The 26,221-nt window shown below is 66.3% G+C and carries 22 protein-coding genes; 14 read left to right on the top strand and 8 right to left on the bottom strand.

Going from position 1 to position 26,221, the window contains the following annotated elements; all coding sequences use genetic code 11:
* Positions 1–13: 13 nt before the first annotated feature.
* Positions 14–1,213: an acetyl-CoA C-acetyltransferase gene (locus tag GGQ90_RS04935; protein WP_188081099.1), complete on the top strand. Its 1,200-nt coding sequence runs from the start codon at positions 14–16 to the stop codon at positions 1,211–1,213.
* A gap of 66 nt (positions 1,214–1,279) precedes the next feature.
* Here the strand turns inward: GGQ90_RS04935 and GGQ90_RS04930 are convergent, their stop codons facing one another.
* The gene (locus GGQ90_RS04930) at positions 1,280–2,176 is read right to left on the bottom strand and encodes a DMT family transporter (protein WP_188081098.1); all 897 of its coding nucleotides are present in this window, start codon (positions 2,174–2,176) and stop codon (positions 1,280–1,282) included.
* 107 nt (positions 2,177–2,283) lie between these two features.
* On the opposite strand from GGQ90_RS04930, the gene GGQ90_RS04925 reads away from it, so the two are divergent.
* The 5 genes from GGQ90_RS04925 (at position 2,284) to GGQ90_RS04905 (ending at position 7,402) form a co-directional block, all read left to right on the top strand.
* Positions 2,284–2,670 carry a c-type cytochrome gene (locus tag GGQ90_RS04925; protein WP_188081097.1) on the top strand — a complete coding sequence of 129 codons (387 nt, stop codon included), beginning with the start codon at positions 2,284–2,286 and terminating at the stop codon, positions 2,668–2,670.
* A gap of 141 nt (positions 2,671–2,811) precedes the next feature.
* Positions 2,812–4,065: a CaiB/BaiF CoA transferase family protein gene (locus GGQ90_RS04920; protein WP_188081096.1), complete on the top strand. Its 1,254-nt coding sequence runs from the start codon at positions 2,812–2,814 to the stop codon at positions 4,063–4,065.
* A complete protein-coding gene (locus GGQ90_RS04915) occupies positions 4,062–4,844 on the top strand; it encodes an SDR family NAD(P)-dependent oxidoreductase (protein WP_188081095.1) in 783 nt (260 codons plus the stop codon). Before GGQ90_RS04920 ends, GGQ90_RS04915 begins: the two co-directional genes overlap by 4 nt.
* A gap of 12 nt (positions 4,845–4,856) precedes the next feature.
* Positions 4,857–5,723, top strand: a complete 867-nt coding sequence (locus tag GGQ90_RS04910; RefSeq protein WP_007707227.1) for an enoyl-CoA hydratase — start codon at positions 4,857–4,859, stop codon at positions 5,721–5,723.
* Positions 5,720–7,402: an acyl-CoA dehydrogenase family protein gene (locus GGQ90_RS04905; RefSeq protein WP_188081094.1), complete on the top strand. Its 1,683-nt coding sequence runs from the start codon at positions 5,720–5,722 to the stop codon at positions 7,400–7,402. Before GGQ90_RS04910 ends, GGQ90_RS04905 begins: the two co-directional genes overlap by 4 nt.
* Positions 7,403–7,448: 46 nt before the next feature.
* Here GGQ90_RS04905 and GGQ90_RS04900 read toward each other — a convergent pair whose 3' ends face one another.
* From GGQ90_RS04900 to GGQ90_RS04870, 7 genes are all read right to left on the bottom strand, one after another.
* Positions 7,449–8,621: an acetyl-CoA C-acetyltransferase gene (locus GGQ90_RS04900; protein ID WP_188081093.1), complete on the bottom strand. Its 1,173-nt coding sequence runs from the start codon at positions 8,619–8,621 to the stop codon at positions 7,449–7,451.
* Between the two features lie 71 nt (positions 8,622–8,692).
* On the bottom strand, positions 8,693–9,271 hold the full coding sequence (cofC, locus tag GGQ90_RS04895; protein WP_188081092.1) for a 2-phospho-L-lactate guanylyltransferase: 579 nt from the start codon (positions 9,269–9,271) through the stop codon (positions 8,693–8,695).
* Positions 9,268–10,209 (bottom strand): 2-phospho-L-lactate transferase, encoded by a 942-nt coding sequence (gene cofD, locus GGQ90_RS04890; RefSeq protein ID WP_188081091.1) that lies wholly within the window; start codon positions 10,207–10,209, stop codon positions 9,268–9,270. Before cofD ends, cofC begins: the two co-directional genes overlap by 4 nt.
* Positions 10,206–10,979: a coenzyme F420-0:L-glutamate ligase gene (cofE, locus tag GGQ90_RS04885; RefSeq protein ID WP_188081090.1), complete on the bottom strand. Its 774-nt coding sequence runs from the start codon at positions 10,977–10,979 to the stop codon at positions 10,206–10,208. Before cofE ends, cofD begins: the two co-directional genes overlap by 4 nt.
* 9 nt (positions 10,980–10,988) lie before the next feature.
* Complete coding sequence (gene npdG / locus GGQ90_RS04880; protein ID WP_188081089.1) at positions 10,989–11,654, bottom strand: NADPH-dependent F420 reductase; 666 nt, start codon at positions 11,652–11,654, stop codon at positions 10,989–10,991.
* Positions 11,644–14,064, bottom strand: a complete 2,421-nt coding sequence (cofH, locus tag GGQ90_RS04875; protein ID WP_188081088.1) for a 5-amino-6-(D-ribitylamino)uracil--L-tyrosine 4-hydroxyphenyl transferase CofH — start codon at positions 14,062–14,064, stop codon at positions 11,644–11,646. The genes npdG and cofH overlap by 11 nt, the downstream gene beginning before the upstream one ends.
* 51 nt (positions 14,065–14,115) lie before the next feature.
* Positions 14,116–14,835: a TetR/AcrR family transcriptional regulator gene (locus tag GGQ90_RS04870; protein ID WP_188081087.1), complete on the bottom strand. Its 720-nt coding sequence runs from the start codon at positions 14,833–14,835 to the stop codon at positions 14,116–14,118.
* Between the two features lie 95 nt (positions 14,836–14,930).
* On the opposite strand from GGQ90_RS04870, the gene GGQ90_RS04865 reads away from it, so the two are divergent.
* From GGQ90_RS04865 to GGQ90_RS04830, 8 genes are read left to right on the top strand one after another with little or no spacing between them, the layout of a single operon-like run.
* Positions 14,931–15,953 carry a phosphotransferase gene (locus tag GGQ90_RS04865; RefSeq protein ID WP_188081086.1) on the top strand — a complete coding sequence of 341 codons (1,023 nt, stop codon included), beginning with the start codon at positions 14,931–14,933 and terminating at the stop codon, positions 15,951–15,953.
* A 22-nt stretch (positions 15,954–15,975) separates the two neighbouring features.
* A complete protein-coding gene (locus GGQ90_RS04860) occupies positions 15,976–16,716 on the top strand; it encodes an SDR family NAD(P)-dependent oxidoreductase (protein WP_188081085.1) in 741 nt (246 codons plus the stop codon).
* A gap of 43 nt (positions 16,717–16,759) precedes the next feature.
* Positions 16,760–17,989 (top strand): acyl-CoA dehydrogenase family protein, encoded by a 1,230-nt coding sequence (locus GGQ90_RS04855; protein ID WP_188081084.1) that lies wholly within the window; start codon positions 16,760–16,762, stop codon positions 17,987–17,989.
* Positions 17,990–18,023: 34 nt separating this feature from the next.
* Entirely contained in the window at positions 18,024–19,370 is a 1,347-nt protein-coding gene (locus tag GGQ90_RS04850; protein WP_246428126.1) for an MFS transporter, read from the top strand.
* A gap of 11 nt (positions 19,371–19,381) precedes the next feature.
* Positions 19,382–20,917 carry an AMP-binding protein gene (locus GGQ90_RS04845; RefSeq protein WP_188081082.1) on the top strand — a complete coding sequence of 512 codons (1,536 nt, stop codon included), beginning with the start codon at positions 19,382–19,384 and terminating at the stop codon, positions 20,915–20,917.
* Positions 20,918–20,922: 5 nt separating this feature from the next.
* On the top strand, positions 20,923–23,010 hold the full coding sequence (locus GGQ90_RS04840) for a PQQ-dependent dehydrogenase, methanol/ethanol family (RefSeq protein ID WP_188081081.1): 2,088 nt from the start codon (positions 20,923–20,925) through the stop codon (positions 23,008–23,010).
* Positions 22,997–25,072 (top strand): 3-hydroxyacyl-CoA dehydrogenase NAD-binding domain-containing protein, encoded by a 2,076-nt coding sequence (locus GGQ90_RS04835; protein ID WP_188081080.1) that lies wholly within the window; start codon positions 22,997–22,999, stop codon positions 25,070–25,072. The genes GGQ90_RS04840 and GGQ90_RS04835 overlap by 14 nt, the downstream gene beginning before the upstream one ends.
* Positions 25,069–26,220 (top strand): thiolase family protein, encoded by a 1,152-nt coding sequence (locus tag GGQ90_RS04830; RefSeq protein ID WP_246428125.1) that lies wholly within the window; start codon positions 25,069–25,071, stop codon positions 26,218–26,220. Before GGQ90_RS04835 ends, GGQ90_RS04830 begins: the two co-directional genes overlap by 4 nt.
* The last annotated feature ends 1 nt before the right edge of the window (position 26,221 follow it).

The raw sequence follows: 26,221 nt of genomic DNA, 5'->3' as shown, positions 1-26,221 counted from the left end.
CAAAGGACATCGCATGCGCAGAGCCGCCATCGTCGCCCCCATCCGCACCGCCGTCGGCAAATATGGCGGTTCGCTCAAATCCTTCAGCGCCGGCGATCTGGGCGCGGTCATCATCAAGGCGCTGATGGAGCGCACCAGGATCGATCCCGAACGGATCGACGACGTCGTCTTCTCCCAGGGCTATGGCAATGGCGAGGCGCCCTGCATCGGCCGCTGGTCGGCGCTGGCCGCCGGCCTGCCCGAAAGCATTCCCGGTGTTCAGCTCGACCGGCGCTGCGGTTCGGGGCTTCAGGCGGTGATCGACGCGGCCATGCGCATCCAGACAGGCGCCGCCGACATCGTCGTCGCCGGCGGGGTCGAGAGCATGTCCAATGTCGAATATTATTCGATGGACCATCGCTGGGGTGCCCGCTCCGGATCGACCCAGTTCCATGACCGCCTGACCCGCGGCCGCGTCATGTCGCAACCGATCGCCCGCTATGGCATCATCAGCGGCATGATCGAGACGGCGAACAATCTCGCCAAGGATTATGACATCAGCCGCGAGGCGTGCGACGAATATGCCGCGATGAGCCATCAGCGTGCCGCAGCCGCCTGGACCGCCGGCAAGTTCGACGACGAACTGGTCCCGGTCGCCGTGCCGCAGCGCAAGGGCGATCCGCTGATCTTCGCCATGGATGAGGGCATTCGTGCCGACGCCACGCCGGAATCGCTCGCCCTGCTGAAGCCGATCGAGAAGGACGGCGTGGTCACCGCCGGCAATGCCAGCCAGCAGAATGACGCCGCCGCCGCCTGCCTGGTGGTCGCGGAGGACAAGCTGGAAGAACTGGGCCTTGAACCCATGGCCTGGCTGCACAGCTGGGCGGCGGCGGGCTGCGATCCCTCGCGCATGGGCATCGGTCCGGTGCCGGCGGTCGAAAAGCTGTTCGCCCGCAATGGCCTTGGCTGGAACGACATCGATCTGGTCGAACTCAACGAAGCCTTTGCGCCGCAGGTGCTGGCCTGCCTCAAGGGCTGGAACTGGGATGATCGCGACAAGCTCAACGTCAATGGATCGGGCATTTCGCTCGGCCATCCGATCGGCGCGACCGGCGGGCGCATCCTCGCCAATCTGCTGCGCGAGTTGCAGCGGCGCGACGGCCGCTATGGCCTGGAAACCATGTGTATCGGTGGCGGTCAGGGCCTGGCCGCCATCTTCGAACGGGCGGTCTGACCACCGCCCTTCGGTAGCCCCCTGGGCCGGCGTCGAGGCATGCGACGCCGGCCCATTTTTTGATTGTCAGTCGACCGGCCTGCGGTCGGGCGAGAAGGCGATGATCGTCACGCCCAGCAGCGCAACGGTCCCGCCGGAAATCATGCCGGCCGTGATCGGCGTGCAAAAATAGAGCGAGGCAAAGACCGTCGACATCACGGGCGATGCCAGCATCAGCGGCATGATGGTCGAGATCGGATAGCGTTGCAGCAGCCAGGCGAGCGTTCCCTGCCCCAGCACCGTCGCGCCCAGGCAGGAAAAGGCGAACCAGCCGGTCGGCACCCAGCCGACATGGGCCAGCCCCGCGATCGCCGGCCGCTCGAAAATCAGGGCAAAGGGCGCCAGCACCGCCGCGCCCATCAGCCCGTTCCAGGCCTGGCCGTTCATCACGCTCACCCCGGTCAGCTTGCGCTGCACCAGGGTCGCGCCGCCCCACAGCATCGCCGCGCAGGCCATCACCAGCACCGCAGGCACCTCCGCCAATATATGCGGGTCGAACACCAGCGCCACGACCCCCGCAAAGGCCAACAGCACGCCGACAATCTTGCGCCGGTTGAGCCGCTCGCCCAGCAGCAGCGCGCCCAGCAACAGCGAGAAGGGTACGCTCAGTTGCCCGGCGATCGCCAGCGCCCCGACATTGGTGGCCATGAACAAAGCCAGGTTCAGCAGCAGCAGGAACAACCCGCCATTGAGGAAGCCATAGAGCATCAACCAGCCCGTCCGCCCCGGCAGCGGGCGCAGCGCCGGCGCACAGATCAAAAAGACCGTCCCCATGCGCAGCGCCACCGACAGCAGCGGCGCGGTCGCATCCACCACCACCTTCATCGCGATCACATTGAGCGCGAACATGATGTTCACCAGCAAGGCCAGCGCCATGCCGCCCGGCCCGAACCGATGGTTCGCCGTGGGTCCGCCATCGGCCATTTCCGCATCCTTCCCGCTTCAACCGCCGTTCAGACTCAGACGGCTATTGGTTTATTTATGCACACTGGTATAGATTTTAACCAGAGAAGAAGGGAAGAGGAATCAGGATGTCGATGAAGCATGTTTCGCGGGTGATGATGTTCGCTATGGCCGTCGCGACCACCGGCCCGGCGCTGGCCCAGGCGGGCGACGCGACCAAGGGCAAGGCGGTTTTCGCCCGCTGCGCCGTCTGCCATTCGGTCGATCCGGGCGTGAAGAAGCTCGGCCCTTCGCTCTCGGGCGTGTTCGGGCGCACGTCGGGCACGGTGCCGGGCTTTACCTATTCCCCGGCGATGCAGAAGGCCAAGATCCGTTGGGATGCCAAGTCGCTCGACGGCTTCCTCGCCAAGCCCAGCGCCGCCGTCCCCGGCAACCGCATGGTCTTTGCCGGCCTGCCCAACCCGGCCGATCGCGCCAACCTGCTCGCCTATCTCGCCGGCGCCACCAAGAAATAGCACCAAAAGTATCCCATAGTGCAATAATTCTTGCCCTCCATTCCTGCACCCGCTATCAGAATCATCAACCGATGCAGCAGATAGGCGGGGACAGGAGCGGATGGCGATGACACGGGTCATGACGAACAAGGCCGGCAGGCGATGAGCGGCCGCGCGCTTGAAGGGATCAAGGTTCTCGACCTGTCGCGCGTGCTCGCGGGGCCATGGTCGACCCAGATACTCGCCGACTTCGGCGCCGACGTCATCAAGATCGAACTGCCCGGCCATGGCGACGATACCCGCGCCTGGGGGCCGCCCTTCCTGACCGGCGCCGACGGTCAGCCGGAAATCGGCACCAGCGCCTATTACCTGTCCTGCAACCGCAACAAGCGGTCCGCTGCGATCAACCTGGCGACGCCACAGGGCGCCGCGCTGATCCGCCGGCTGGCAGCGGAAGCCGACATATTGGTGGAGAATTTCAAGGTCGGGGGCCTGCGCAAATATGGCCTCGACTATGCCAGCCTGAAGGCGATCAACCCGCGCCTCGTCTATTGCTCGATCACCGGCTTCGGCCAGACCGGCCCCTATGCCGATCGGGGTGGCTATGATTTCGTCGCCCAGGGCATGGGCGGCTTCATGAGCATCACCGGCGAAGAGGATGGCGGCCCGCTGCGCGCTGGCGTCGCCATGGCCGACCTGTCGACCGGCATGTTCGCCACCGTCTCCATCCTCGCCGCCCTGCGCCATGCCGAACGCACGGGCGAGGGCCAGCAGATCGACGTGTCGCTGCTCGATACCCAGATCGCGATGCTCGCCAATCAGGGAATGAACTGGCTGGTCGGCGGCATCGTGCCGGGACGCCTGGGCAATCGCCATCCCACCGTCGTCCCCTACAAGACGTTCGAGGTTGCCGACGGCATGATGATCATCGCGATCGGCAATGACCGCCAGTTCCGCGCCTTCTGCACGGAAATGGGCCATGGCGAACTGGGCACCGATCCGCTCTACGCCACCAGCGCCCAGCGCCTCATCAACCGCGACGCGATCGAGGCGAAGGTGCAGGAGATCGTCCGCCCCTTCGCCCGCGACGATCTGATGGCGCGCTTCGTCGCCGCCGGCGTCCCCGCCGGCCCGGTCAACAGCATCCAGGATGTGTTCGAAGATCCCTTCATCGACGCCCGCCAGACCGTCCATCGCTATCGCCGGGAAGAGGATGGGGTCGATATCCCGACCGTCGCCTATCCCGGCAAGCTGTCGGCGACGCCGGCCGATTATCGTCACTGCCCGCCGCGCGTGGGCGAACATAGCCGCGAAATATTGGGGGAATGGCTCGGCCTCGACGACGGCGCGCTCGACGCGCTGACGAACGACGGCGCGATCGCCCAGCGCCCCGTGAAGGAGAGGACACAGGCATGAAGATCGATCAGGGGGTAGCCGCCATCGTCACCGGCGGGGCATCGGGTCTGGGTGAGGCGACGGCCCGCGCCATCGCGGCGCAGGGCGCCAAGGTGGCGCTGTTCGATTTCAACGAGGAAACCGGGATGAAGGTCGCGGCGGACATCGGCGGCACCTTCTGCAAGGTCGACGTCACCGACGAAGCCTCGGTCGATGCCGGCTTTGCCAGGGCGCGCGCCGCCCATGGCCAGGAGCGTATCCTGGTCAACTGCGCGGGCACCGGCAATGTCATCAAGACCGCCAGCCGCGACCGCGAGACCGGCGAGATCAGGGCCTTCCCGACCGACCAGTTCGAACGGATCATCCAGATCAACCTGATCGGCACCTTCCGCTGCTGCGCCAAGTCGGCCGCCGGCATGCTGAGCCTCGATCCGCTGGACGACAAGGCGCGCGGCGTCATCATCAACACGTCCAGCGCAGCGGCGGTCGACGGCCAGATTGGCCAGGCCGCCTATGCCGCGTCGAAGGGCGGCATCGTCAGCCTGACCCTGCCGATGGCGCGCGACCTGATGGGCGAAGGCATCCGCGTCAACGCGATCCTGCCCGGTATCTTCGACACGCCGCTGATGGCGCGGGCCAGCGACAAGGTGCGCGATGCGCTGTCGGCCACCGTTCCCTTCCCCAAGCGTTTCGGCAAGCCCGAAGAGTTTGCCGCGATGGCGCTGGCGATGATCGAGAATGACTATTGGAACGGCGAATATGTGCGGCTCGACGGTGGCCTGCGCATGCCGCCGCGCTGAGGGAGAGGGACGATGTCCGAAGAAGCGCAGCCCGAATTCGTAACCTATAATGTGGTGGACGGCGTCGCCTGGGTGATGCTGAACCGCCCCCAATATGGCAATGCCCAGAATTACCGGCTGCTCGGCCAGCTCGACGATGCCTTCAAGCGCGCGGTCGAGGATGACGGGGTCAAGGTGATCGTGCTCGGTGGCGAGGGCAAGCATTTCTCCGCCGGCCATGACATCGGCACGCCGGACAAGGACAGCCACATGCCGCGCACCCGCACCAGCATGTGGTGGGACCATCTGAACAAGGGCGGCGCCGAACGCCAATATGTGCTGGAACAGGACGGCTATCTGGGCCTGTGCCGCCGCTGGGCCGACATTCCCAAGCCGATGATCGCCATGGTGCAGGGCGCCTGCATCGCCGGCGGACTGATGCTCGCCTGGGTCTGCGATCTCATCATCGCATCGGAAGACGCCTTCTTCCAGGATCCGGTGCAGCGCATGGCCCAGCCGGGCGTCGAATATTTCGCCCATGCCTTCGAACTGCCGACCCGCGTCGCGCGCGAACTGCTGCTGCTCGGCCGCCGCATGCCGGCCCAGCGCGCCTATAATTTCGGCATGGTGAACGAAATTTTCCCGCGCGAGACGCTGCGCGAGGAAGTGGCCAAGATCGCCGCCGAAATCGCCCAGCATGAACGGTTCGGCCTGGCCCTGACCAAGCAGGCGTTCAACTTCGTCGAGGATGCGCGCGGCAAGCGGCAGGTGATGGATAGCGTGTTCCACATGCACCATCTCGCCCATGCCCATAATCAGCTGATGACCGGCAATCTGGTCGGCGGGCTGGATGCCAAGGCGATGGCATCGGCCAACAAGAAGCAGGCGGGGGAAGGATGAGCGCGACGATGGAGATGGACAAGAATATCCTGGTCCTGCCCGATCTGCCGGCGCTGCTATCTGGCGCGGCCGATGCCGCGCACGCCTTCGTCGCGGCCGCCCGGCCGCATGTGAAGGCGCGGATCAGCAATGACGGCGGCAAGGTCGATCGCGTCCTCGCCGATGTCGAGCAACATATCGTCCATGGTTTTGGCTGGTTCGCCGCCTATGCCGAAATGCTGCGCGAAGTCGCGAGCTGGGCCGCCAGTCTCGACGCCCAGGGCAGCTTTGGCGAGATCGAAGCGCTGCTCGCCCAGTTGCTCTTCGCCGAATATGGCGCGCAGATGCTGGGCGGCATACCGATGAACCAGGGCGAGGTGATCCGCCCCACCGACCTTAGCGACGATCTGTCCGCGCTCGACGCACCGGCCCTGCGCACCCTCATCCGCAGTGGTGGTGGCCAAGCGGTGAAAAGTGCGATTGCCGGCCATCTGGTCGATGCACGCGGCCGGGCGACGCTGGAAAATTGCGGCCTCGACGAGATGTTCGACATGGTGCGCGATCAGTTCTTCGCTTTGTCGAACGAGAAGGTCGCGCCCTTCGCCCATCAATGGCATCTCAAGGATGAACTCATCCCGCTGCCGCTGGTCCAGGAACTGGGCGAGATGGGCGTGTTCGGCATGACCATTCCGGAGGAATTTGGCGGCCTTGGCATGGGCAAGACCGCGATGTGCGTCGTATCCGAGGAGCTTTCGCGCGGCTGGATCGGCGTCGGCAGTCTCGCCACCCGGTCGGAAATCGCGGCAGAACTGATCCTGACCGGCGGCACCCCCGAGCAGAAGGCCCATTGGCTGCCGCAGATCGCCAATGCCGCGATCCTGCCGACTGCCGTCTTCACCGAGCCCGACACCGGCTCCGACCTTGGCGCGCTACGCACCCGCGCGACGCTTGCCGATGGCGAATATCGGGTCAGCGGCAACAAGAGCTGGATCACCCATGCGGCCCGCGCCGACGTGATGACCCTGCTGGTCCGCACCGATCCCGACACCCGCAACTATAGCGGCCTGTCGATGCTGATCGCGCCCAAGCAGCGCGGCACCGTCGACGCCCCCTTCCCCACGCCCGGCATGAGCGGCGGCGAGATCGAGGTGATCGGCTATCGCGGCATGAAGGAATATGAGATCGGCTTCGACGATTTCCGCGTGCCGGCCGCCAATCTGCTCGGCGGGGTCGAGGGCCAGGGCTTCAAGCAGTTGATGGCGACCTTCGAAAGCGCCCGTATCCAGACCGCCGCCCGCGCCATCGGCGTCGCCCAGGCAGCGCTCGACATCGGCCTTTCCTATGCGCTCGATCGCAAGCAGTTCGGCCGGCCGATCTTCGACTTCCCGCGCGTCGCCAACAAGCTGGCGATGATGGCGGCGGAGATCATGGGTGCGCGCCAGCTCACCTATTTCGCCGCCCGGCGCAAGGATGAGGACAAGCGCTGCGATCTGGAAGCCGGCATGGCCAAGCTGATCGGCGCACGGGTCGCCTGGGCGGCCGCCGACAATGCGCTGCAGATCCATGGCGGCAATGGCTTTGCCACCGAATATCAGGTCAGCCGCCTGCTGGCCGACGCGCGCATTCTCAACATCTTTGAGGGTGCCGGCGAAATCCAGGCCCAGGTCATCGCCCGCCGCCTGCTCGACGAAGCCAATTGAGGGATCGGCCCTTCCCCGCCACCGGGGAAGGGCCGATCCATTCCCCTCAGAGCCGTTCCACGATCGTCACATTGGCCATGCCGCCGGCCTCGCACATGGTCTGGAGGCCATAGCGCGCGCCGCGATCATGCAGCGCGCTGACCAGCGTCGCCATCAGCTTGGCGCCCGATCCGCCCAGCGGATGGCCCAGAGAAATCGCCCCGCCATGCACGTTGAGCCGCGCCGGATCGGCGCCCAAGGCCTTCGCCCAGGCCAGCGGCACCGGCGCGAACGCCTCATTCACTTCATACAGGTCGATCTCGCCCAGCGTCATGCCCGCCCGCGTCAGCGCCCGCTCGGTCGCCGGGATCGGCGCTTCCAACATGATGACCGGATCATGGCCCAGCACGGTCATCTCATGCACCCGCGCCAGCGGCGTCAGGCCATGGGTCTTGAGGCCCCGCTCATTGACGATCAGCAACGCCGCGGCGCCATCGCAGATCTGGCTGGCATTGGCGGCGGAAATCACCCCGCCCTCGGTCAACAGCTTGACGCTGGCAATCTTCTCCAGGCTGGCGTCGAAGCGGATGCCCTCATCCACCTTGTGAACCAGCTTTTCGCCCTCGGCAGTCTCGACCTCCAGCGGCACTATCTCCGCGTCGAACTTGCCGGCCTGCGTCGCCGCCGCCGCGCGATGATGGCTCTCCAGCGCATAGGCGTCGAGCGCCGCACGGTCGAAGCCATATTTGCGGGCCATCATCTCGGCCCCGCCAAACTGGCTGAACGGCGTATCGGGATAGCGCGCCTCGATCCCCGGACTGCGATAGGTGCCAAACCCATGCTTGGCCGCCAGCGTCCAGGGCAGGCCCATCGGCACGCGGGTCATGCTCTCGACACCGGCGGCGATCACCACATCCTGCACGCCCGCCATCACCGTCGCGGCGGCGAAATGCAGCGCCTGTTGCGACGAACCGCACTGGCGGTCGACATGGGTGCCGGGCACGGATTGCGGCAAGCCGCTGGCCAGCACGGCGTTGCGGGCGATGTTCGCCCCCTGCTCGCCGCCGGGACAGGCACAGCCCATGATGACATCCTCGATCGCGGCCGGATCGATCCCACTGCGGCCCACCAGTCCCGCCAGCACGCGCCCGGCCAGATCGGCAGGATGCACCCCCGCCAGCCTGCCGCCCCGCTTGCCACCGGCGCTGCGCGCCACGGCCGCAATATATGCCTCCGCCATCCGACTCCTCCAATTATATACCTAGATGCAATTTTATGCCTTACCCCGCCCGTTCGGCAGGACCAAGGCAATTATGCACCAACGGAAAATATTTGGAGATGTTCGGGCAGGTCGACATCGTTCGCCAGGCCGGGCCGCCGGACGATCGACACGCGATATCCGGCCCGTTCCGCTTCCCCGACATGGGCGGCACAGCTGCCCGGCCCGAAACGCAGCGGGATAAGGCCGGGCCGCTTCAGCAACAGCGCGTTGGTCCCCTGCTCCTCACGATCGGTGGCGATCACCACATCGGCAGGTTCCTGCACCATCGCGTGCAGGTCCGCAGCCGCCAGCATCGGCAGGTCCGCACTCAGGATCAGCACCGGCTGATCGATCGGCAACGCCTGCATCGCCGCCGTCAGTGCCGGCACATGGCCCGGCTCGCGCTCGGCCAGAACCCTCGCGCCCCGCTCGGTCGCGAAACCGCGCACCTCCGGGCAGGCGCTGACGACATGCACGGCCGCATCCGGGGTTACATCGCGTGCGACCGCCAGCACATGCCCCAATAATTGCCGGCACAGTGCCGCCCGATCCCGTGGCCCCAGAACCTGCGCCAACCGGCTCTTGCCCTGCGCGAAGCTTCTGGCCGGGATCAGGATCGACAGGGTCACGGGGCCGCGCGCCGCAAGGCTGCTGCAAAATCGATCATCTGAGCGGCCAGTGCCCGCTGCTGATCGACATTGCGCATCAATATGTCGGCACTGCGCACCACCAGTCCATCGTCGGTCCAGCCCTGCGCATCGGCCACGTCCACCATCAGCCCGTCGATCAGCCCGTCATAATGGCGGGCGATCGTCGCCGGCGTCGTCGGCAAACCCAGTTCGGTCATGATCTTGGCGGCCGGCCCCTTGACCGCCTGCCCCGCGATGAAGGGCGACAGCGCCACGCACGGCACGCGCCGCGCCACCAGCCTATCGCGCACACCCGGCACCGCCAAAATCGGGTCGATCGACAGGATCGGGTTGGACGGGCAGAGGATGATCGCCTCCAGCGCCGGATCATCCAGTGCCTCCACCAGACCGGCGCTCGGCCGCGCCGCTGCGGCCCCGTCGAACCGGATAGATTGGAAGCGCGGCCCGCATTGATGGCGCACGAAATAATCCTGGAAGGCCATCTCGCCCTGGTCGGTATCGATCATCGACCGCACCGGATCGTCGCTCATCGGCACGATCGGCTGCCCGATGCCCAGCCGCGCGGCGATGTCGGCCGTTGCCGAAGACAGCGTGCCCTCGCGCAGCAAGGCGGTGCGCAGCACATGGGTCGCCAGGTCACGATCGCCCAGGTTGAACCAGCTTTCGCCGCCCAGCCGCCTTGTGGCATCCATGAAGGCCCAGCTTTCATCGGCCACGCCCCAGCCACGCACGCTATCGTTCATGCCCGCCAGCGCATAGGTGACGCTGTCGATGTCAGGCGAGATGTGCAGACCCATATGGACGAAATCGTCGCCGGTGTTGACGGCGATGGTCAGTGCGCCGGGCGGCACGACGCCGGCCAGGCCATTGGCCAGCTTGGCGCCACCGACGCCCCCGGCAAGGGCAAGCACGCTCATGGGAACAGGTCCAGCGCCGGTTCGCGGATCAGTTCGGCCGCGCTGCCCTCATAGCGGCCCCGCGCAATGCCGCGCGCCACGACGATCGGCCTGCCTTCGCCGGCCTGCCCCATGATCAGCGAGGCGGCCGCTGCTACCTCGTCGGCCAGCCCCAGTTCGCTGGTCTGCAACGGCCGACCATGCAGGTCCGGCTCGCCGCGCAGGTCAAGCAGGCCGCTCATGCCGGCCACACCGATCGCCACGCCGCAGGTGCCCTTGCGCCAGGCCCGGCCCAGACTGTCGATGATGACCACCGCAATGTCGATGCCCAGCGCATCACGCACCGCCTGCCGCAGCGCCGCAGCGCTGCGATCGGGGTCGAGCGGCAGCAGCAGCGCGACGCCATCCCCATCCTGCGCGATGTTGGACTGGTCGATCCCGGCATTGGCCAGCACCAGCCCCAGCCGATGGCGCACGATCAGCACACCCGGCCGGACCCGCATCAGCTTCTCGCTCTCCGACAGGATCAGTTCGACCAGCCGGGGATCCTTGTGGCATTGCGCTGCCAGATCGATCGCCTCGGCCGAGGGCGACACGCCGGCCAGCGGCACCGCGCGTCCCTCCGCCTTGGATATGATCTTCTGCGCCAGCACGACGATATCGCCATCCCGCAGCGACAGGCCATTGGCATGGCAAGCCGACAGCAGCATGGCCGACAGATCGTCGCCCGGCGCAACCATGGGAACCCCGTTCAGGGCCGATAATGTGACGGCGGCCGGTGCGACAGTCATGGATGCAGCTTACACTCCGGTGATGCGAATACCCGATCCGGGCACCTTGTACCGCCGATTGAGCGCAATCAAGACCGACGTAAGTCCTTCTGCGACAACCGAATTGCACAATGGCCCGGCATTCCAGGCGCGCAGGCCGATTTCCTGCGCCAGTGCGACCACCTGCTCCGCCGCGTCGCTGTCGTCGGCGCAGACCAGCACGTCGCACTCGATCTCCTCGTCCAGCTTGGTCAGGTGATGCGCGCTGATATTCTGGAAGGCGGACACGACCCGGACGCCATCGCCCAGCATCTTCTGCACCGCCTCGACCGCCGATCCGCCATCGGGCAACTGCACCCGGCTGACCTTGGGCGGCACCAGCGGCACGGTCACGTCGATCAATATCTTGCCCGCCAGCGCGTCGGCGACATCCTTCACCGTCGATTGCTGCGCAGCATAGGGCACGGCCAGCACAATGATGTCGGCCTGCGCCGCCGCATCGGGATTGGCCGCGCCGACGACCGAACTGCCGCCCAGCGTCGCGTTCATCGCATCGGCCGCTTCCTGCGCCCGCTCGGCGGTGCGGCTGCCGATGATGACCTTGTGCCCCTTGTGCGCCCAGCGCAGCGCCAGGCCGCCACCTTCCTTGCCGGTCCCGCCAAGCACGGCGATCGTCGCCAAAGCCTCATTCTGCATATTCAAACCTCTCCTGGTTCGTATCGGCCTCGCGCCGCCGCTTGCGCGGGGGCGTCAGGACCATGGGTGTCAGTTCCGCCGCGGTCATTCCGCGTGCATGGATATCCTCGCTCACCCCGCCATAGGCGGTGCTGCGCTGCCGGGGCGTGCGGTCGATCGACCGGATCAGCGCCTCCATCGCGGCAGGCGGCATTTCCTGGCCATGCTGGGTGCCGGCCGCGCGCGAGATGCTCTCGTTCATCAGCGTGCCGCCCAGATCATTGGCGCCACCCTCCAGGCAGGCCTTCACCCCTTCCGGCCCCAGCTTGACCCAGCTGGTCTGAATCGACCGGATATGGGGATGCAGCGCCAGCCGCGCGACCGCATGCATCAGCCGCACTTCGCGGAAAGTCGGGCCATGGCGCGACTGGCCGCGCACGCCCATCGGCGCCTCCATATGGACGAAGGGCAAGGGCACGAATTCGGTAAAGCCACCGGTCCGCCGCTGCAGGTCGCGGATGCGGATCAGATGCCTTGCCCAATGGCGCGGCGTGTCGACATGGCCGAACATGATCGTCGCGGTAGTGGTGAAGCCGACGCGATGCGCAGTCTCGATCACCTCCAGCCATTGCGCCGTGTCCAGCTTGTCGGGGCAGATGATCGCGCGCACCTCGTCATCCAGTATCTCGGCCGCCGTGCCGGGCAGCGTGTCGAGGCCCACGGCCTTGAGCCGGCGCAGGAAGTCCTCGACCGGCAGGCCCAGCGTCGCCGCCCCCTGCCACACTTCCAGCGGGGAAAAGGCGTGGATGTGCATCTCGGGCACCGCCGCCTTCACCGCGCGCGCCAGGTTCAGATAGGTGTCGCCGGTATAATGGGGGTGGATGCCACCCTGCAGGCAGACTTCGGTGCCGCCTCGCTCCCATGCCTCGCGGGTGCGGCGGACGACTTCCTCCAGATCCAGGTCATAGGGTTTGCCGCGCAGCGCCTCCGCCTTGTCACCCTTGGAAAAGGCGCAGAAGCTGCACTTATAGGCGCAGATATTGGTGTAGTTGATGTTGCGGTTGACGACATAGCTGATCGTGTCGCCCATCTCCTGCATCCGCAGCGCGTCCGCGCTGGCGCAGACATGCTCCAGGTCGGTCTCGCGCGCGGTGAACAGCGTCTCGATCTCGGCTTCTTCCAGCAGCGCCCCGGCCATCGCCCGGTCGACGATCGCCGCGATCGCGGTATCGACCGGCAGCGCCGACGGGCGCGTGATACGCGACTCCAGCGCGATGCCCGGCGACCAGCTATCCTCCCGGGCAAAGCCCGTGGCATCGGCATGGGCCAGCACATGGCGGACCATCGCCTGATCCTGCCAGCGGTCATTATCCTGCGCATAGGCGGGGTAGACCGGCAGCCGCGCCACCAGCATCCGTCCTTCGCCCTCGGTCGCCGCGCGCAGCCGCTCGACCGCCGGCCAGGGGGCTTCCGGGTTCACATGGTCGGGCGTCACCGGCGACACCCCGCCCCAGTCGTTGATCCCCGCCGCCATCAGCCGAGGGAAGTCCGCCGCCGACAGGTTGGGCGGCGCCTGGATATTCATCTCCGGCCCCAGGATCAGCCGCGCCACCGCGATCGTCCACAGCAGATCGTCCATGTCCGGCTCGGGCGCATCGGCCATCACCGTGCGCGGCTTCGCCCGGAAATTCTGGACGATCACTTCCTGGATATGGCCATAGCCGTCCTGCAGGTCGCGGATCGCCTCCAGCGCCTCGATCCGTTCCTCGCGCGTCTCGCCGATGCCGATCAGGATGCCGGTGGTGAAGGGGATGGCCAGTTCGCCCGCCAGCCGGATCGTCTCCAGCCGTGCCGCCGGCTCCTTGTCGGGCGATCGATAATGGGCGCCGCCCTTGCGGCACAGCCGGTCGGACACCGACTCCAGCATCAGCCCCTGCGACACTGACACCCGGCGCAGCCTGGCCATTTCCTCGCGGCTCATCACCCCGGCATTGATGTGCGGCAGCAGTCCGGTCTCGTCGCGCACCAGCGCCGCCATCTCGGCCAGATAGGACAGGGTGCTGTCATGGCCCAGCCGCGCCAGTTCCTCGCGCGCGGCGGCAAAGCGCAGTTCCGGCTTGTCGCCCAGCGTGAACAGCGCTTCGGTGCAGCCGGCAGCCTTGCCGGCGCGTGCCACCGCCAGCACGTCCTCGCGCGTCATATAGGCATTCTCGCCCGGCCGGGGCGGCTGCGAGAAGGTGCAATAATGGCAGAGATTGCGGCATAGCTGGGTCAGCGGAATGAAGATCTTGCGCGACCAGCTCTGCACCCGGCCATGGCCTTCGTCGCGCAGCGCCGCCGCCTGCGCCATCAGCTCGGCCAGCGGCATCGCCAGCAGCTCTGCCGTGCGCATCCGCTCCGCTTCGCCGATCCCGTCCAATCCTGCCATCATCCCGCTCCGCTTGTTTCGTCTTCTATGTTCTGATTGTGATTGCGCCCCGGTTCAACCGACAGGGCCGGGTCGATCCGCAATAGCGCCGTCGCGTTGCCCCAGCCCCTTGAGCATCGCCGCCGGCAGATCCGCCGGCGCCTCCAGCAACGCCACCAGCGTCTGCAGGAAATGCTCGACACTCGCCTCGCTGCCCCACATCGGATGCGCGCGACTCGCGTCCGCTAAAGCCCGCTGCCGCGCCGACAGCACGGCGCTGAGGTAAGCGCCCATGAATACGAAGCGCTGGTTCTGCAACGCCACCGGCAAGTCCGCCATCATGCCCCGCAAATGGTCCAGGCACCGGCCATAGGCGCTGTTCCAGGCCGGATCGATCGCATCCAGCATCATGTCTCGATGGGTCATGGCAAAGATGACGATGAACTGGACATAATGGCTGTCGGGCAGCGCCAGCACCGGCCGCACCAATATCTCCACCACCTCGCGGATCGTGCGCGGCCCACCCTGCGCCTCCAGCCCGTCGAGCGCCGCATTGCGCTCCCGGTCCAGCGCCATCGCGCCGTCCATCACCAGCGCCCGGACCAGTGCCTCCTTCGATCCGAAATAATAACTGACGGCGCCGTGATTCTTCTGCCCCGCCGCCGCCGCAATCTCGCGCACGGTCACGCCATCGACGCCCTTTTCGGCGAACAGGCGCAACGCCACCTGCTTGATCTGCTCGGCAGCGGATCCGCGGGCGGCATCTTCGGCCTTGGCAAGTTGAAGTCTGACCATGAGTGCAATTTCTCATTGCAATGCTGGTTCGTCAAGTGCATTATCCAATTGACCTAATCGACGGCTAACAGTCGATAAAAGTGAGGGATGCCTAAGTGGAATCAGCGGTCGACATCGAGTCGCTGGCGACGTGGATGACGGATCAGGGGCTTGGCGCCGGTCCGATCGACAACGTGACGCCGCTTGCCGGGGGGACGCAGAATATCCTGCTGCGCCTGACCCGCGACGGCCGCGACTATATCTTCCGTCGCCCGCCGGCGCACCCCCGCCCCAACAGCAATGAAACGATGCGGCGCGAGGCGCGGCTGCTGCGCGCTATCGCCGGAACCAATGTGCCCCATCCCGCACTGATCGCCGATTGCGGCGACGAAAGCGTGCTCGGCGTCGCCTTCTACCTGATGGAGCCGGTCGACGGCTTCAATCCGGTCGGCCAGTTGCCCATGCCCCATGCCGGATCGCCCGCGATGCGCCATGCCATGGGCCTGGCCCTGGTCGACGGCATCGCCGCATTGGGCGCGCTCGATCATCAGGCGCTCGGCCTCGCCGATTTCGGCCGGCCCGACAATTTCCTCGGCCGCCAGGTCGATCGCTGGCGCAGCCAGCTTGCCGGCTATGGCGAATTTGCCGACTGGACCGGACCGCAGGCGCTGCCCAGCGTCGAAGCCATCGCCGCCTGGCTGGAACGGCACCGCCCGGCCGATTTCACCCCCGGCATCATGCATGGCGACTATCATCTCGCCAATGTCATGTACCGCCCCGACAGCGGCGATCTTGCCGCGATCATCGACTGGGAACTGGCAACGATCGGTGATCCGCTGCTGGACCTGGGCTGGGTGCTGGCCACCTGGCCCGACGGCAGCGGCGCCAGCACCGTGTCGGTCACCCCGTGGGAGGGTTTCCCGACGCCCGCCGAGCTGGTCGCGCGCTATGGCGCCGGCTCCGCGCGCGATCTGTCGGCGGTCGACTGGTATCATGTCCTCGCCTGCTACAAGCTCGGCATCCTGCTGGAGGGTACCCATGCCCGCGCCTGCGCCGGCAAGGCGCCACGCGACACCGGCGATCGGCTCCACAGCCGCGCCATCCACCTTTTCGACCGCGCCCAGGCGCTGATCCGCTGACATGCAGGAAGGATGTTCCCCCTTGGGCAATGAACTGGACTTCACCGGAAAGACGGTGCTGGTGGTCGGCGGATCGAGCGGCATCGGCAATGGCATGGCCCAGGCCTTTCTGAAGCGCGGCGCCCGCGTCCATGTCTGGGGCACCCGCGCCAGCGCCGCCGACTATGCCGGCGAGGAGGGATCGGAGCTGGACGGCATCGGCTATACCCAGGTCGATGTCAGCGATCCCGCCGCGATCGCCGCCGCACCCGCCCCCTTCGATGCACTCGATATCCTCATCCATTCGCAGGGCGCCGTCCTCTACCGCCGGCAGGAGTTCGAGGTCGACGGCTGGAACAAGGTGATGGCGGTCAATCTCGACTCCATCCTCCACATCTCCAACCGCTTCAAGGATGCGCTGGCCGCCACAAAGGGCGCCGTCATCGTCGTCAGCTCGATCGGCGGGTTCAAGGCGACCTTCGGCAACCCCGCCTATGCCGCGTCCAAGGCCGGCGCCGTCAATCTGGTCCGCGCGCTCGCGATCGCCTGGGCGGGCGACGGCATCCGCGTCAACGGCATCGCCCCCAGCCTGGTCGATACCAAGATGACCAAGGTGACGATGGACAATGACGAGCGGCGCGACCGCGCGCTGTCGCGCATCCCGCTCGGCCGCTTCGGCTCGGTGGAGGAGATGGCCGGCGTCGCTCTGTTCCTCGCCTCCCCCCTCTCCACTTACATCTGCGGGCAGACGCTGATCGTGGACGGCGGCCTTACGCTGACCTGATCCCCTGCCCGCCTTAGCCCCATTTCCCAAAAGGACCGATCGCATGGATTTCGAATATTCCGACAAGGTGCAGGCGCTGCGGGCGCAACTCACCGATTTCATGGACGCCCATGTCTATCCGATCGAGAAGGAACGGGATCATTTCCACCATGATCCCGCCCATCTGTGGCAGCGCTGGCCGGGCACCGAGACGATCAAGGCGAAGGCGAAGGAAGCGGGCCTGTGGAACCTGTTCCTGCCCCATGAATATGGGGCATGGAGCCCCGGCCTCACCAACCTCGAATATGCGCCGCTGGCCGAACTGATGGGCCGGGTGATCGGATCGTCGGAATATTATAACTGCTCCGCCCCCGACACCGGCAATATGGAAGTGCTCGCCCGCTACGGCACGCCCGAGCAGCAGGAAAAATGGCTCAAGCCCCTGCTCGCCGGCGATATCCGCTCCTGCTATGTCATGACCGAACCGGGCGTCGCCTCGTCCGACGCCACCAATGTCGAAACGACGATCGTCGCCGATGGCGACGACTATGTCATCAACGGCCGCAAATGGTGGATTTCGGGCGCGCTCGATCCGAATACGAAAATCTACATCCTGCTCGGCCGCACCCCCAATGCCGACCGGCCGCGCCACCAGCAGCATTCGCAGATCCTGATCCCGGCCGACACGCCGGGGATAGAGATCGTCCGCCCGCTGGACGTGATGAACGCGGTCCACTCCCCCGGCGGCCATGCCGAAATGGTCTTCAAGGATGTGCGCGTGCCCAGGGAAAATCTGATCCTGGGCGAAGGACGCGGTTTCGAAATCGCGCAGGGTCGGCTCGGGCCGGGCCGCATCCACCACTGCATGCGCCTCATCGGCCAGGCCCAGCGCGCGCTCGAATATATGGCCCGCCGCGTCGACAGCCGCGTCGCCTTCGGCCGCAAGCTCGCCGACCAGGGCAGCATTCGCCAGGATATCGCCCTGTCCTTCTGCGAGATCGAACAGGCCCGGCTGCTGACGCTCAAGGCCGCCGACGCGATGGACCGCCACGGCAACAAGGTCGCCAAGGATCTGATCGCCGCGATCAAGATCGTCGCCCCGCGCATGACCCAGACGGTCGCCGACCGGGCGATGCAGGTGTTCGGCGGCATTGGCATGGCCAGCGATTTTCCGCCTGCCGCCGCCTTCATGAACGCGCGCTATCTGCGTCTCGCCGACGGGCCGGACGAAGTCCACATGGCCCAGCTCGGCAAGCTCAAGATCGCCGAACTCAACGCATTGCCGCAACGCTGAGAGACGCGAAAGGGCGAAGGGAAGGATCATGCTGATGACCAGCCAGGAAACAGGCCGGGACGGCCGCGATACCCGGCATCTGGGCACCGCCTGGTGGATGGTGGCCGTATTGTTCGGCCTCTATGTCCTGTCCTGGGTCGACCGGCTGATCGTGTCGATGCTGGTCACGCCGATCAAGGCACATCTGCTGCTCAGCGATGTCCAGATCAGCATGATAACCTCGACCTCCTTCGCCATCTTCTACGCCATTTTCGGCCTGCCGCTCGGCTGGGCGGCAGACCGCTTCTCGCGCCGCTGGATCATCTTCGGCGGGGTCGCGCTATGGGCCGTCGCCACGACCGCCTGCGGCTTCGCGCAAAGCTATGAGGCGCTGCTGGTCGGCCGCATCTTCGTCGGCGTGGGGGAGGCTGCGCTGCTGCCCGCTGCCTATTCGCTGATCGCCGACGCCTTTCCGCAACGCCTGCTGACCCGTGCCACCTCCACCTTCCAGATGGCGGGCAAGGTCGGCTCGGCGACAGCATTTGCCCTAGGCGGCGTTGCCATCGCCTTCGCCGCCGCGCACAGCGGCATCCATATTCCCTTCCATGGCCCGGCCCAGCCCTGGCAACTGGTGATGATGATGGTCGGCATTCCCGGCCTGCTCATCGCCTTCCTCGTCTTCACCTTTCCCGAGCCTGGCCGTCGCGACGCAAAAACGGGCAACCGCCCGGTCGCGGAAAAGGGCGCGATCGCCGGCTTCGTGCGCCAGAACTGGCGGCTGCTGGCGCTGATGCTCGTCGGCACCTCCTGCCTTGCCATGTGCGGCTATTCGATGACCAACTGGGTGCCCGCCTATATCGAGCGGCATTTCGGCTGGAAGCCGGTGCAATATGGCGTGGCTTTGAGCCTCATGAACATCGTTTCGGCCGTGTCGCTGGTGATCAACGGCTGGATCGTCGACCGCCTGTTCACGCGCGGCATGAAGGACGCGCATCTGCGCTTCTACAGCTGGCTGATCCTCGGCTTCCTGCCGGTGGTCGCCTATATGTTCTTTGCCACCAACGTCTATGTCTTCCTGGTCTGCTACTGCGTGGCGCAGTTCATCACCGTGCCCTTCATGGTCTATGTCTCCTCGATCATGGGGCTGATCGCGCCGGCGACGATCCGTGCGCGGATGCTGGCCTTCTTCCTGTTCGTCTTCACCATATTGGGCCTGGGCGCCGGCCCGGCGATCGTCGCCGCACTCACCCAATATGTCTTCCGGTCGGAAGCCGCGCTGGGCCAGTCGCTGGCGGTGGTCGTCACCGTCTGCTCGGTCATTGCCCTCCTCTCCTTCCGCATGGCCCTGCGCTACCTCGCCCCCACCATCGCCGCGCGTGCCGTCCACGCGCCGGCCGCCTGAAAGGACGCCCGATGTCTCTCACCCTCCAGGCTGTCGCGCCCGACCGGCGCACCGACATGGCGCTGACCGACGAGCGCGTCTCCCTCGACTGGCTGCAACTGGACGATCGGCTCAACCGCGCCGCCAATGCGCTAAACGGCCTCGACCTGCACGAACGCCGGGTCGCCGTCTTCGCGCCCAACAGCGCCGAAACCGTGATCGCCTATGTCGCCTGTCTGGAGGCCGGCATTTCCAGCGTCCCGGTCAGTTTCCATCTCACCCCGTCGGAGGCCGCCTATATCCTGAAGGACAGCGGCGCCGTCGCCCTGCTGGTCGGCCCGGAAACGATGGAGGCGGGCCTCGCCGCCGCGGCCGAGGCGGGCGTCGCCACCGTCATCGGCTGGCGCTGCCCCGACCACGAAGGCGTGATCCATTGGGAAGAGTGGCTCGCCGCCGCCTCCACCGCCGAGCCTGACCCGAATGTCGCTCCGCTGCCCCATCTCCATTACACCTCCGGCACCACCGGCCGGCCCAAGGCGACCGAGACCCCGCCGCAATATTTCCCGCGCGTCGCCACCGTGCAGGCGCTTGCGGAAACGGTGCGCGCCCGCATCACCCCCTCGCCCGGCATCGCCGTCGGCCCGCTCTACCATACCGGCCCGCTCGGCATGGCCCGCAACGTCTTCGGCGGCATGAGCCTCATCACGGTCGAGCATTTCGACGCGGAAAAGGCGCTGGCGCTGATCGAGCAATATCGGGTCGCCGGATCGGTCATGGTCCCCACCCATTTCCAGCGCATGCTCGCTCTGCCGGAGGAGGTGCGCGCGAAATATGACATCTCCAGCATCCAGCGCCTCGCCCATACCGGCGCGGCCTGTCCCCGCGCCGTCAAGCAGGCGATGATCGACTGGTTCGGCCCGGTCCTGGTGGAGGCCTATGGCGGCACCGAAGCCGGCTCCACCACCTTCATCACCTCGCCCGAATGGCTGGAGCGGCCCGGATCGGTCGGCCGCGCCTTGGCCCCGTTCGAAACCGTCATCTATGGCGATGATGGCGCGGTGCTGGGCGCCAACGAGGTTGGCCAGGTCTATTTCCGCGACACCAGCGGCCATGGCATCGTCTATCGCGGCGATCCGGAAAAGACCGCCGCCGCCCATATCGCGCCGGGCATCTTCACCCTGGGCGAAATGGGCTATGTCGATGATGCGGGCTATCTCTTCATCACCGATCGCGTGTCCGACATGATCGTGTCGGGCGGCGTCAACATCTATCCGGCGGAATCCGAACATGTGCTGCTGCGCCATCCCAAGGTGGCCGACATTGCCGTGGTCGCCGCCCCCAATGCGGAAATGGGCGAGGAAGCCCGCGCGCTGGTCATCCCGCGCGATCCGGCCGATCCGCCGAGCGCCGACGAACTCAACGCCTTCTGCCGCGCCAGCCTCGCCGGCTATAAATGCCCGCGCGGTTACGAGATGGTCGACGATATCGGCCGCACCATCATGGGCAAGGTCAACAAGAAGGCACTGCGCCAGCGTTTCTGGCCGTCCGACCGGACGATCGGGGGCTGATCTTCATGCGCGTTGCGTCCCTCACTCTGCCGCTTCTGGCCCTGCTCGCGGCCTGCGCGCCCTCCGGCCAGGCCCGGCGCGACGGCACCGACTGGCCCGGCTATGGCGGCATCGACGAAAATCACTACAGCCCGCTGAAGGACATCAACGACCATAATGTCGGCCGGCTCGGCCTCGCCTGGTATCAGGATATCGACGGCGGCGGCTCCAGCCTGACCGCGCCGATCGCGGTCGACGGCATTCTCTATTATGCTTCGGGCTACAGCGTCGTCCACGCGGTCGACGCCACTACCGGCCATGAATTGTGGACCTATGATCCGCAAAGCTGGAAGGTCGCCGACCAGAAGATGCGCGGCGCCTGGGGCAGTCGCGGCATCGCCTATGACAATGGCGCCGTCTATGTCGGCACGATCGACGGCCGGCTGATCGCCATCAACGCCCGCACCGGGCACAAGCTCTGGTCCACCCAGACCATCGGCAAGGATGACGAACGCTATATCAGCGGCGCGCCCTGGGTGTTCAACGGCAAGGTCTTGATCGGCCATGGCGGCGCCGATTTCGCGCCGATCCGCGGCTATGTCACCGCCTATGACCAGAAGACGGGGAAGCAGCTCTGGCGCTTCCACACCGTGCCCGGCGACCCCAAGCTCGGCTTCGAGAACAAGGCGATGGCGATGGCCGCCAGGACCTGGACCGGCGAGTGGTGGAAATATGGCGGCGGCGGCACCGCCTGGAACGCCATGGCCTATGACCCCAAATATAACCGCATCTATATCGGCGTCGGCAATGGCTCCCCCTGGAACCAGAAGATCCGCAGTCCGGGCGGGGGCGACAATCTCTTCCTCTGCTCGATCGTCGCGCTCGATGCCGACACCGGCGAATATGTCTGGCACTATCAGACCAATCCGGGTGAAACCTGGGACTTCAACTCGGCGATGGACATGGAACTCGCCCGGCTGAAGATCGACGGACAGGACCGCGACGTGCTGATGCACGCGCCCAAGAACGGCTTCTTCTACGTCATCGACCGCGCCACCGGAAAGCTGATCTCCGCCCGCAACATCGTGCCGGTCAGCTGGGCCAGCGGCATCGACGTGAAGAGCGGCCGGCCGATCGAGAACCCCTCTGCCCGCTATCCCGGCGGCAAGGCGGCGATCGTCTACCCCTCGCCCTTCGGCGCCCATAATATCGAGGCGATGTCCTTCAATCCGGGCAGCGGCCTTGTCTATATCCCGACGATGGATCAGGGCCGCGTCTATATCGACCCGGCCGAACCGCTGCAGGGCTGGAAGCATCTCGATGGCCAGCGCATCAGCGTCGGCACCGGTGCGCCGCCGCCCGGCGTCACGCCCGATCGTCCCGCCACCAGCTTCCTGCTCGCCTGGAACCCGGTGACGCAGAGCGAGGCCTGGCGCATCCCGATGCCCGGCCTGCGCGGCGGCGGCGGCACCGCGACCACCGCCGGCAACCTGCTGTTCCAGGGCAATGCCGGCGGCAAGTTCGTCGCCTATACCGCCACCAGCGGCAAGCCGCTCTGGTCGTTCGACGCCCAGACCGCCGTGATGGCCCAGCCGATCAGCTATCGCGCCCGCGGCAAGCAATATGTGACGGTGATCGCCGGCTCCCGTTTCCCCAGCGCGATCGGCCTGCCGCGCGAATGGAATTACCGCACCCAGCAATGGCGCGTCCTGACCTTCGCCCTCGATGGCAAGGCGGCGCTGCCGAAAGTCGATCCCGTCGACATGCCGGTGATCGACGATCCCGCCTTCGCCATCGATCCGGCCAAGGCCGCCATCGGCGCCACCGTCTTTGGCCAGCGCTGCTCCATCTGCCATGGCGCCAACGCCGTGTCGGGCGGCGCCGCGCCGGACCTGCTCCAGTCGGGCGTCCCGCTCGACACCGCCAGCATGAAGGATGTGCTGCACAACGGCATCCTGCGCGAACGGGGCATGCCGCGCTTCCAGGAACTCACCGACGAAGAGATCGCCGGGCTCCAGCATTATTTCCGCCAACGCGCCCGTCAGGTGCTGGCCGCGCAATCCGCCGGCCAGCCGGGCGCCCAAACGCACAGAGGCTTGAATGAAGGTCAATGACGTCGTCACCTATGCGGTGGAAGGCTCCATCGCGGTCATCACGGTCAATTCGCCGCCGGTGAACGCCCTCTCCAACGCCGTGCGCCAGGGCGTCGCCAGCGCGGTCGAAACCGCCATCGGCGATCCGGCGGTCGGCGCGATGGTGCTGATCTGCGAAGGCCGCACCTTCTTCGCCGGCGCCGACATCACCGAATTCGGCAAGCCGCCGGTCGAACCCACGCTGCGCAACCTGCAACTGGTGGTGGAGAATGCCACCAAGCCGGTGATCGCCGCCATCCATGGCACGGCGCTGGGTGGGGGGCTGGAACTCGCGCTGGTCGCCCATTATCGCATCGCCGTCCCCTCGGCCAAATGCGGCCTGCCCGAAGTCAATCTGGGCCTGCTCCCCGGCGCCGGCGGCACCCAGCGCCTGCCCCGCATCGTCGGCGTCGCAAAGGCGCTCGACCTCATGACCGCCGGCAGCCCGGTCTCGGCCAAAGCCGCGAAGGAAATGGGCCTGATCGACGAACTCGCCGCCGAAGGCCAGTTGCGCGCCGACGCCATCGCCCTTGCCCAGCGCGTGCTCGACGAAGACCGCCCGCTGCTCAAGGTCCGCGACCGCACCGAGAAGCTGGACGCGGCACGCGGCAAGCCCGAAATCTTCGACGATTTCCGCAAGGCCAATGCCCGCAAATTCCGTGGTTTCAACGCCCCCGAAGCGATCATCCGCTGCGTCGAGGCGACCCTGGACCTGCCCTTTGACGAGGGCATGACCTTCGAGCGCCAATTGTTCAACGAGCTTCAGGCCGACAGCCAGTCCGCCGCCCAGCGCCATGTGTTCTTCTCCGAGCGGCAGGCCGCCAAGGTCGACAGCCTGCCCGCCGATATCCCGATCCTGCCGATCGCCAAGGTGGGCGTCATCGGCGCCGGCACCATGGGCGGCGGCATCGCGATGAACTTCGCCAATGCCGGCATTCCCGTCACCCTGGTCGAAACCAACGAAGACGCGCTGTTCCGCGGCCTGCGCATCATCCGCGGCAATTATGAGACGACCGCCAGGAAGGGCAAGATGAAGCCCGAGGATGTCGACACGCGCATGGGTCTGCTCACCGGATCGATCGCGATGGAGGATCTGGCCGATTGCGACCTCATCATCGAAGCGGTGTTCGAGCAGATCGACGTCAAGCGCGAGGTCTTCGCCAAGCTCGACAGGATCGCCAAGCCCGGCGCGATCCTCGCCACCAACACCTCCTATCTCGACATTGACGACATCGCCGCCGCCACCAGCCGGCCCGACAGCGTCGTCGGCCTCCATTTCTTCTCGCCGGCCAATGTCATGAAACTGCTGGAGGTGGTCCGCACGAAGGACACGAAACCGGAAATCATCGCCACCGCCATGAAGCTCGCCAAGACGATCGGCAAGATCGGCGTGCTGGTCGGCAATGGCTATGGTTTCGTCGGCAACCGCATCCTCGCCGCCCGCAATGGGCAGGCGGACCAGTTGATCCTCGAAGGGGCCACGCCCTGGGCGGTGGACAAGGTGCTTTACGACTTCGGCTTTGCCATGGGCCATTTCCAGATGCGCGATCTGGTCGGGCTCGATGTCGGCTGGAACCCCAAGACGACCAGCTCCGCCAATGTCCGCGAGATCCTCAACGAAATGGGCCGGCACGGACAGAAGACGAAGGGCGGCTTCTACGATTATGACGAGAACCGCAAGCAGACCCCCTCACCAGTCGCGATGCAGGTGATCGAGGATTTCGCCGCGAAGCAGGGCATCGTTCGCCGCGATGTCAGCGACGCGGAAATCCAGGACCGCATCCTCTTCGCCATGGTGAATGAGGGTGCCCGCATCCTCGACGAAGGCATCGCCTCGCGCGCGTCCGACGTCGATATCGTCTGGATCACCGGCTATGGCTGGCCGAAATATCGCGGCGGCCCGATGTTCTGGGCCGATCTCCAGGGGCTGCCCACCGTGCTCGATCGGCTGAAGGCCTTGGAGGCCGCGCACGGCGCCGCCTTCGCCCCCTCGCCGCTGATCGAACGACTGGTGGCACAGGGCAAGGGGTTCAAGGACGCATGATGAAGGGCAACAAGATCGCCATCACCGGCATTGGCGAAACCGCTTTCCTGCGCAAGGGCGAGGAAACGGTGATGCAGATGATGACGCGCGCCAGCCTGGCCGCGATCGCCGATGCGGGCCTTACCCCCGCCGATATCGACGGCCATGTCAGCAACAAATATGTCGGCCACCCGTCGGAGGAGGTCGCCCATGCGATCGGCGCCGCCACCCGGCGCTTCACCGCCGTCGCCGACACGGCGGGCGGCACCGCCACCACCGGCGACGCGCTGCGGCTGGCGCAGTTGGCGATCGAGGCCGGGCTCGCCCGCCATGTCCTCGTCCCCTACGCCATCCGCTCGACCAAGCCGGGCGGCGTCTATGGCTTCCACGCGCGCGAGCCGCAGAAGGCCGGGCTGGAAATGCCCGCCGGCTTCTTCGGCCAACCCACCTATTTCGCCACCATGGCCAATCGCTACGCCCATGAATTCGGCATGACCGAGGAGGAACTCGCGTCCGTGTCGATGACATACCGCGCCTGGGCAGCGCTGACGCCGAGCGCGCAGAAGCGTGACCCGATGGACCTCGAAACCTATCGCCAGACGCCGATGATCGCGACCCCGCTGCGCGTCGCCGACTGCTGCCTCACCACCGATGGCGGCGGCGCCTATGTGGTGAGCGCGGTGGAAGCCGCCCGCGACCTGCCCCATCCGGTGATATCGGTGCAGGGCGTCGGCATAGGCTACAACAACTATCCCCATGGTGTGCTGTTCACGCAGAAACCCTGCACCTTCGACTATCCCGGCTGGGACTCGGCGGCGCAGGCCTATGCCATGGCCGGCGTCGATCCCAAGGATCTGAACCTTGCCCAGGTCTATGATGGCTTCTCCATCTCGGCGATCGTCCAGACCGAGATGCTCGGCCTGTGCGATCGCGGCGAAGGCGCGCGCTTCTACGCCGCCGGCCATGCCAAACCGGGCGGGCGGATGCCGATCAACACCAGCGGCGGCCATATGTCGGGCGGCTATGTCCCCGGCATCAACCTGCTGATCGAGGCGGTGCGCCAGTTGCGCGGGCAGGAGGGCGACCGCCAGGTGCCCGACGCCCGCCTCTGCGCGGTCGCGGGCCTGGGCGGCAATAATCATTCCACCACCATCCTTGCGAGGGACTGAC

The sequence above is a fragment of the Sphingobium scionense genome, assembly GCF_014197035.1.
GTDB lineage: Bacteria > Pseudomonadota > Alphaproteobacteria > Sphingomonadales > Sphingomonadaceae > Sphingobium > Sphingobium scionense.
Note: the sequence above shows the minus strand (reverse complement) of the source record. Positions and strands in the feature narration are given on the sequence as shown.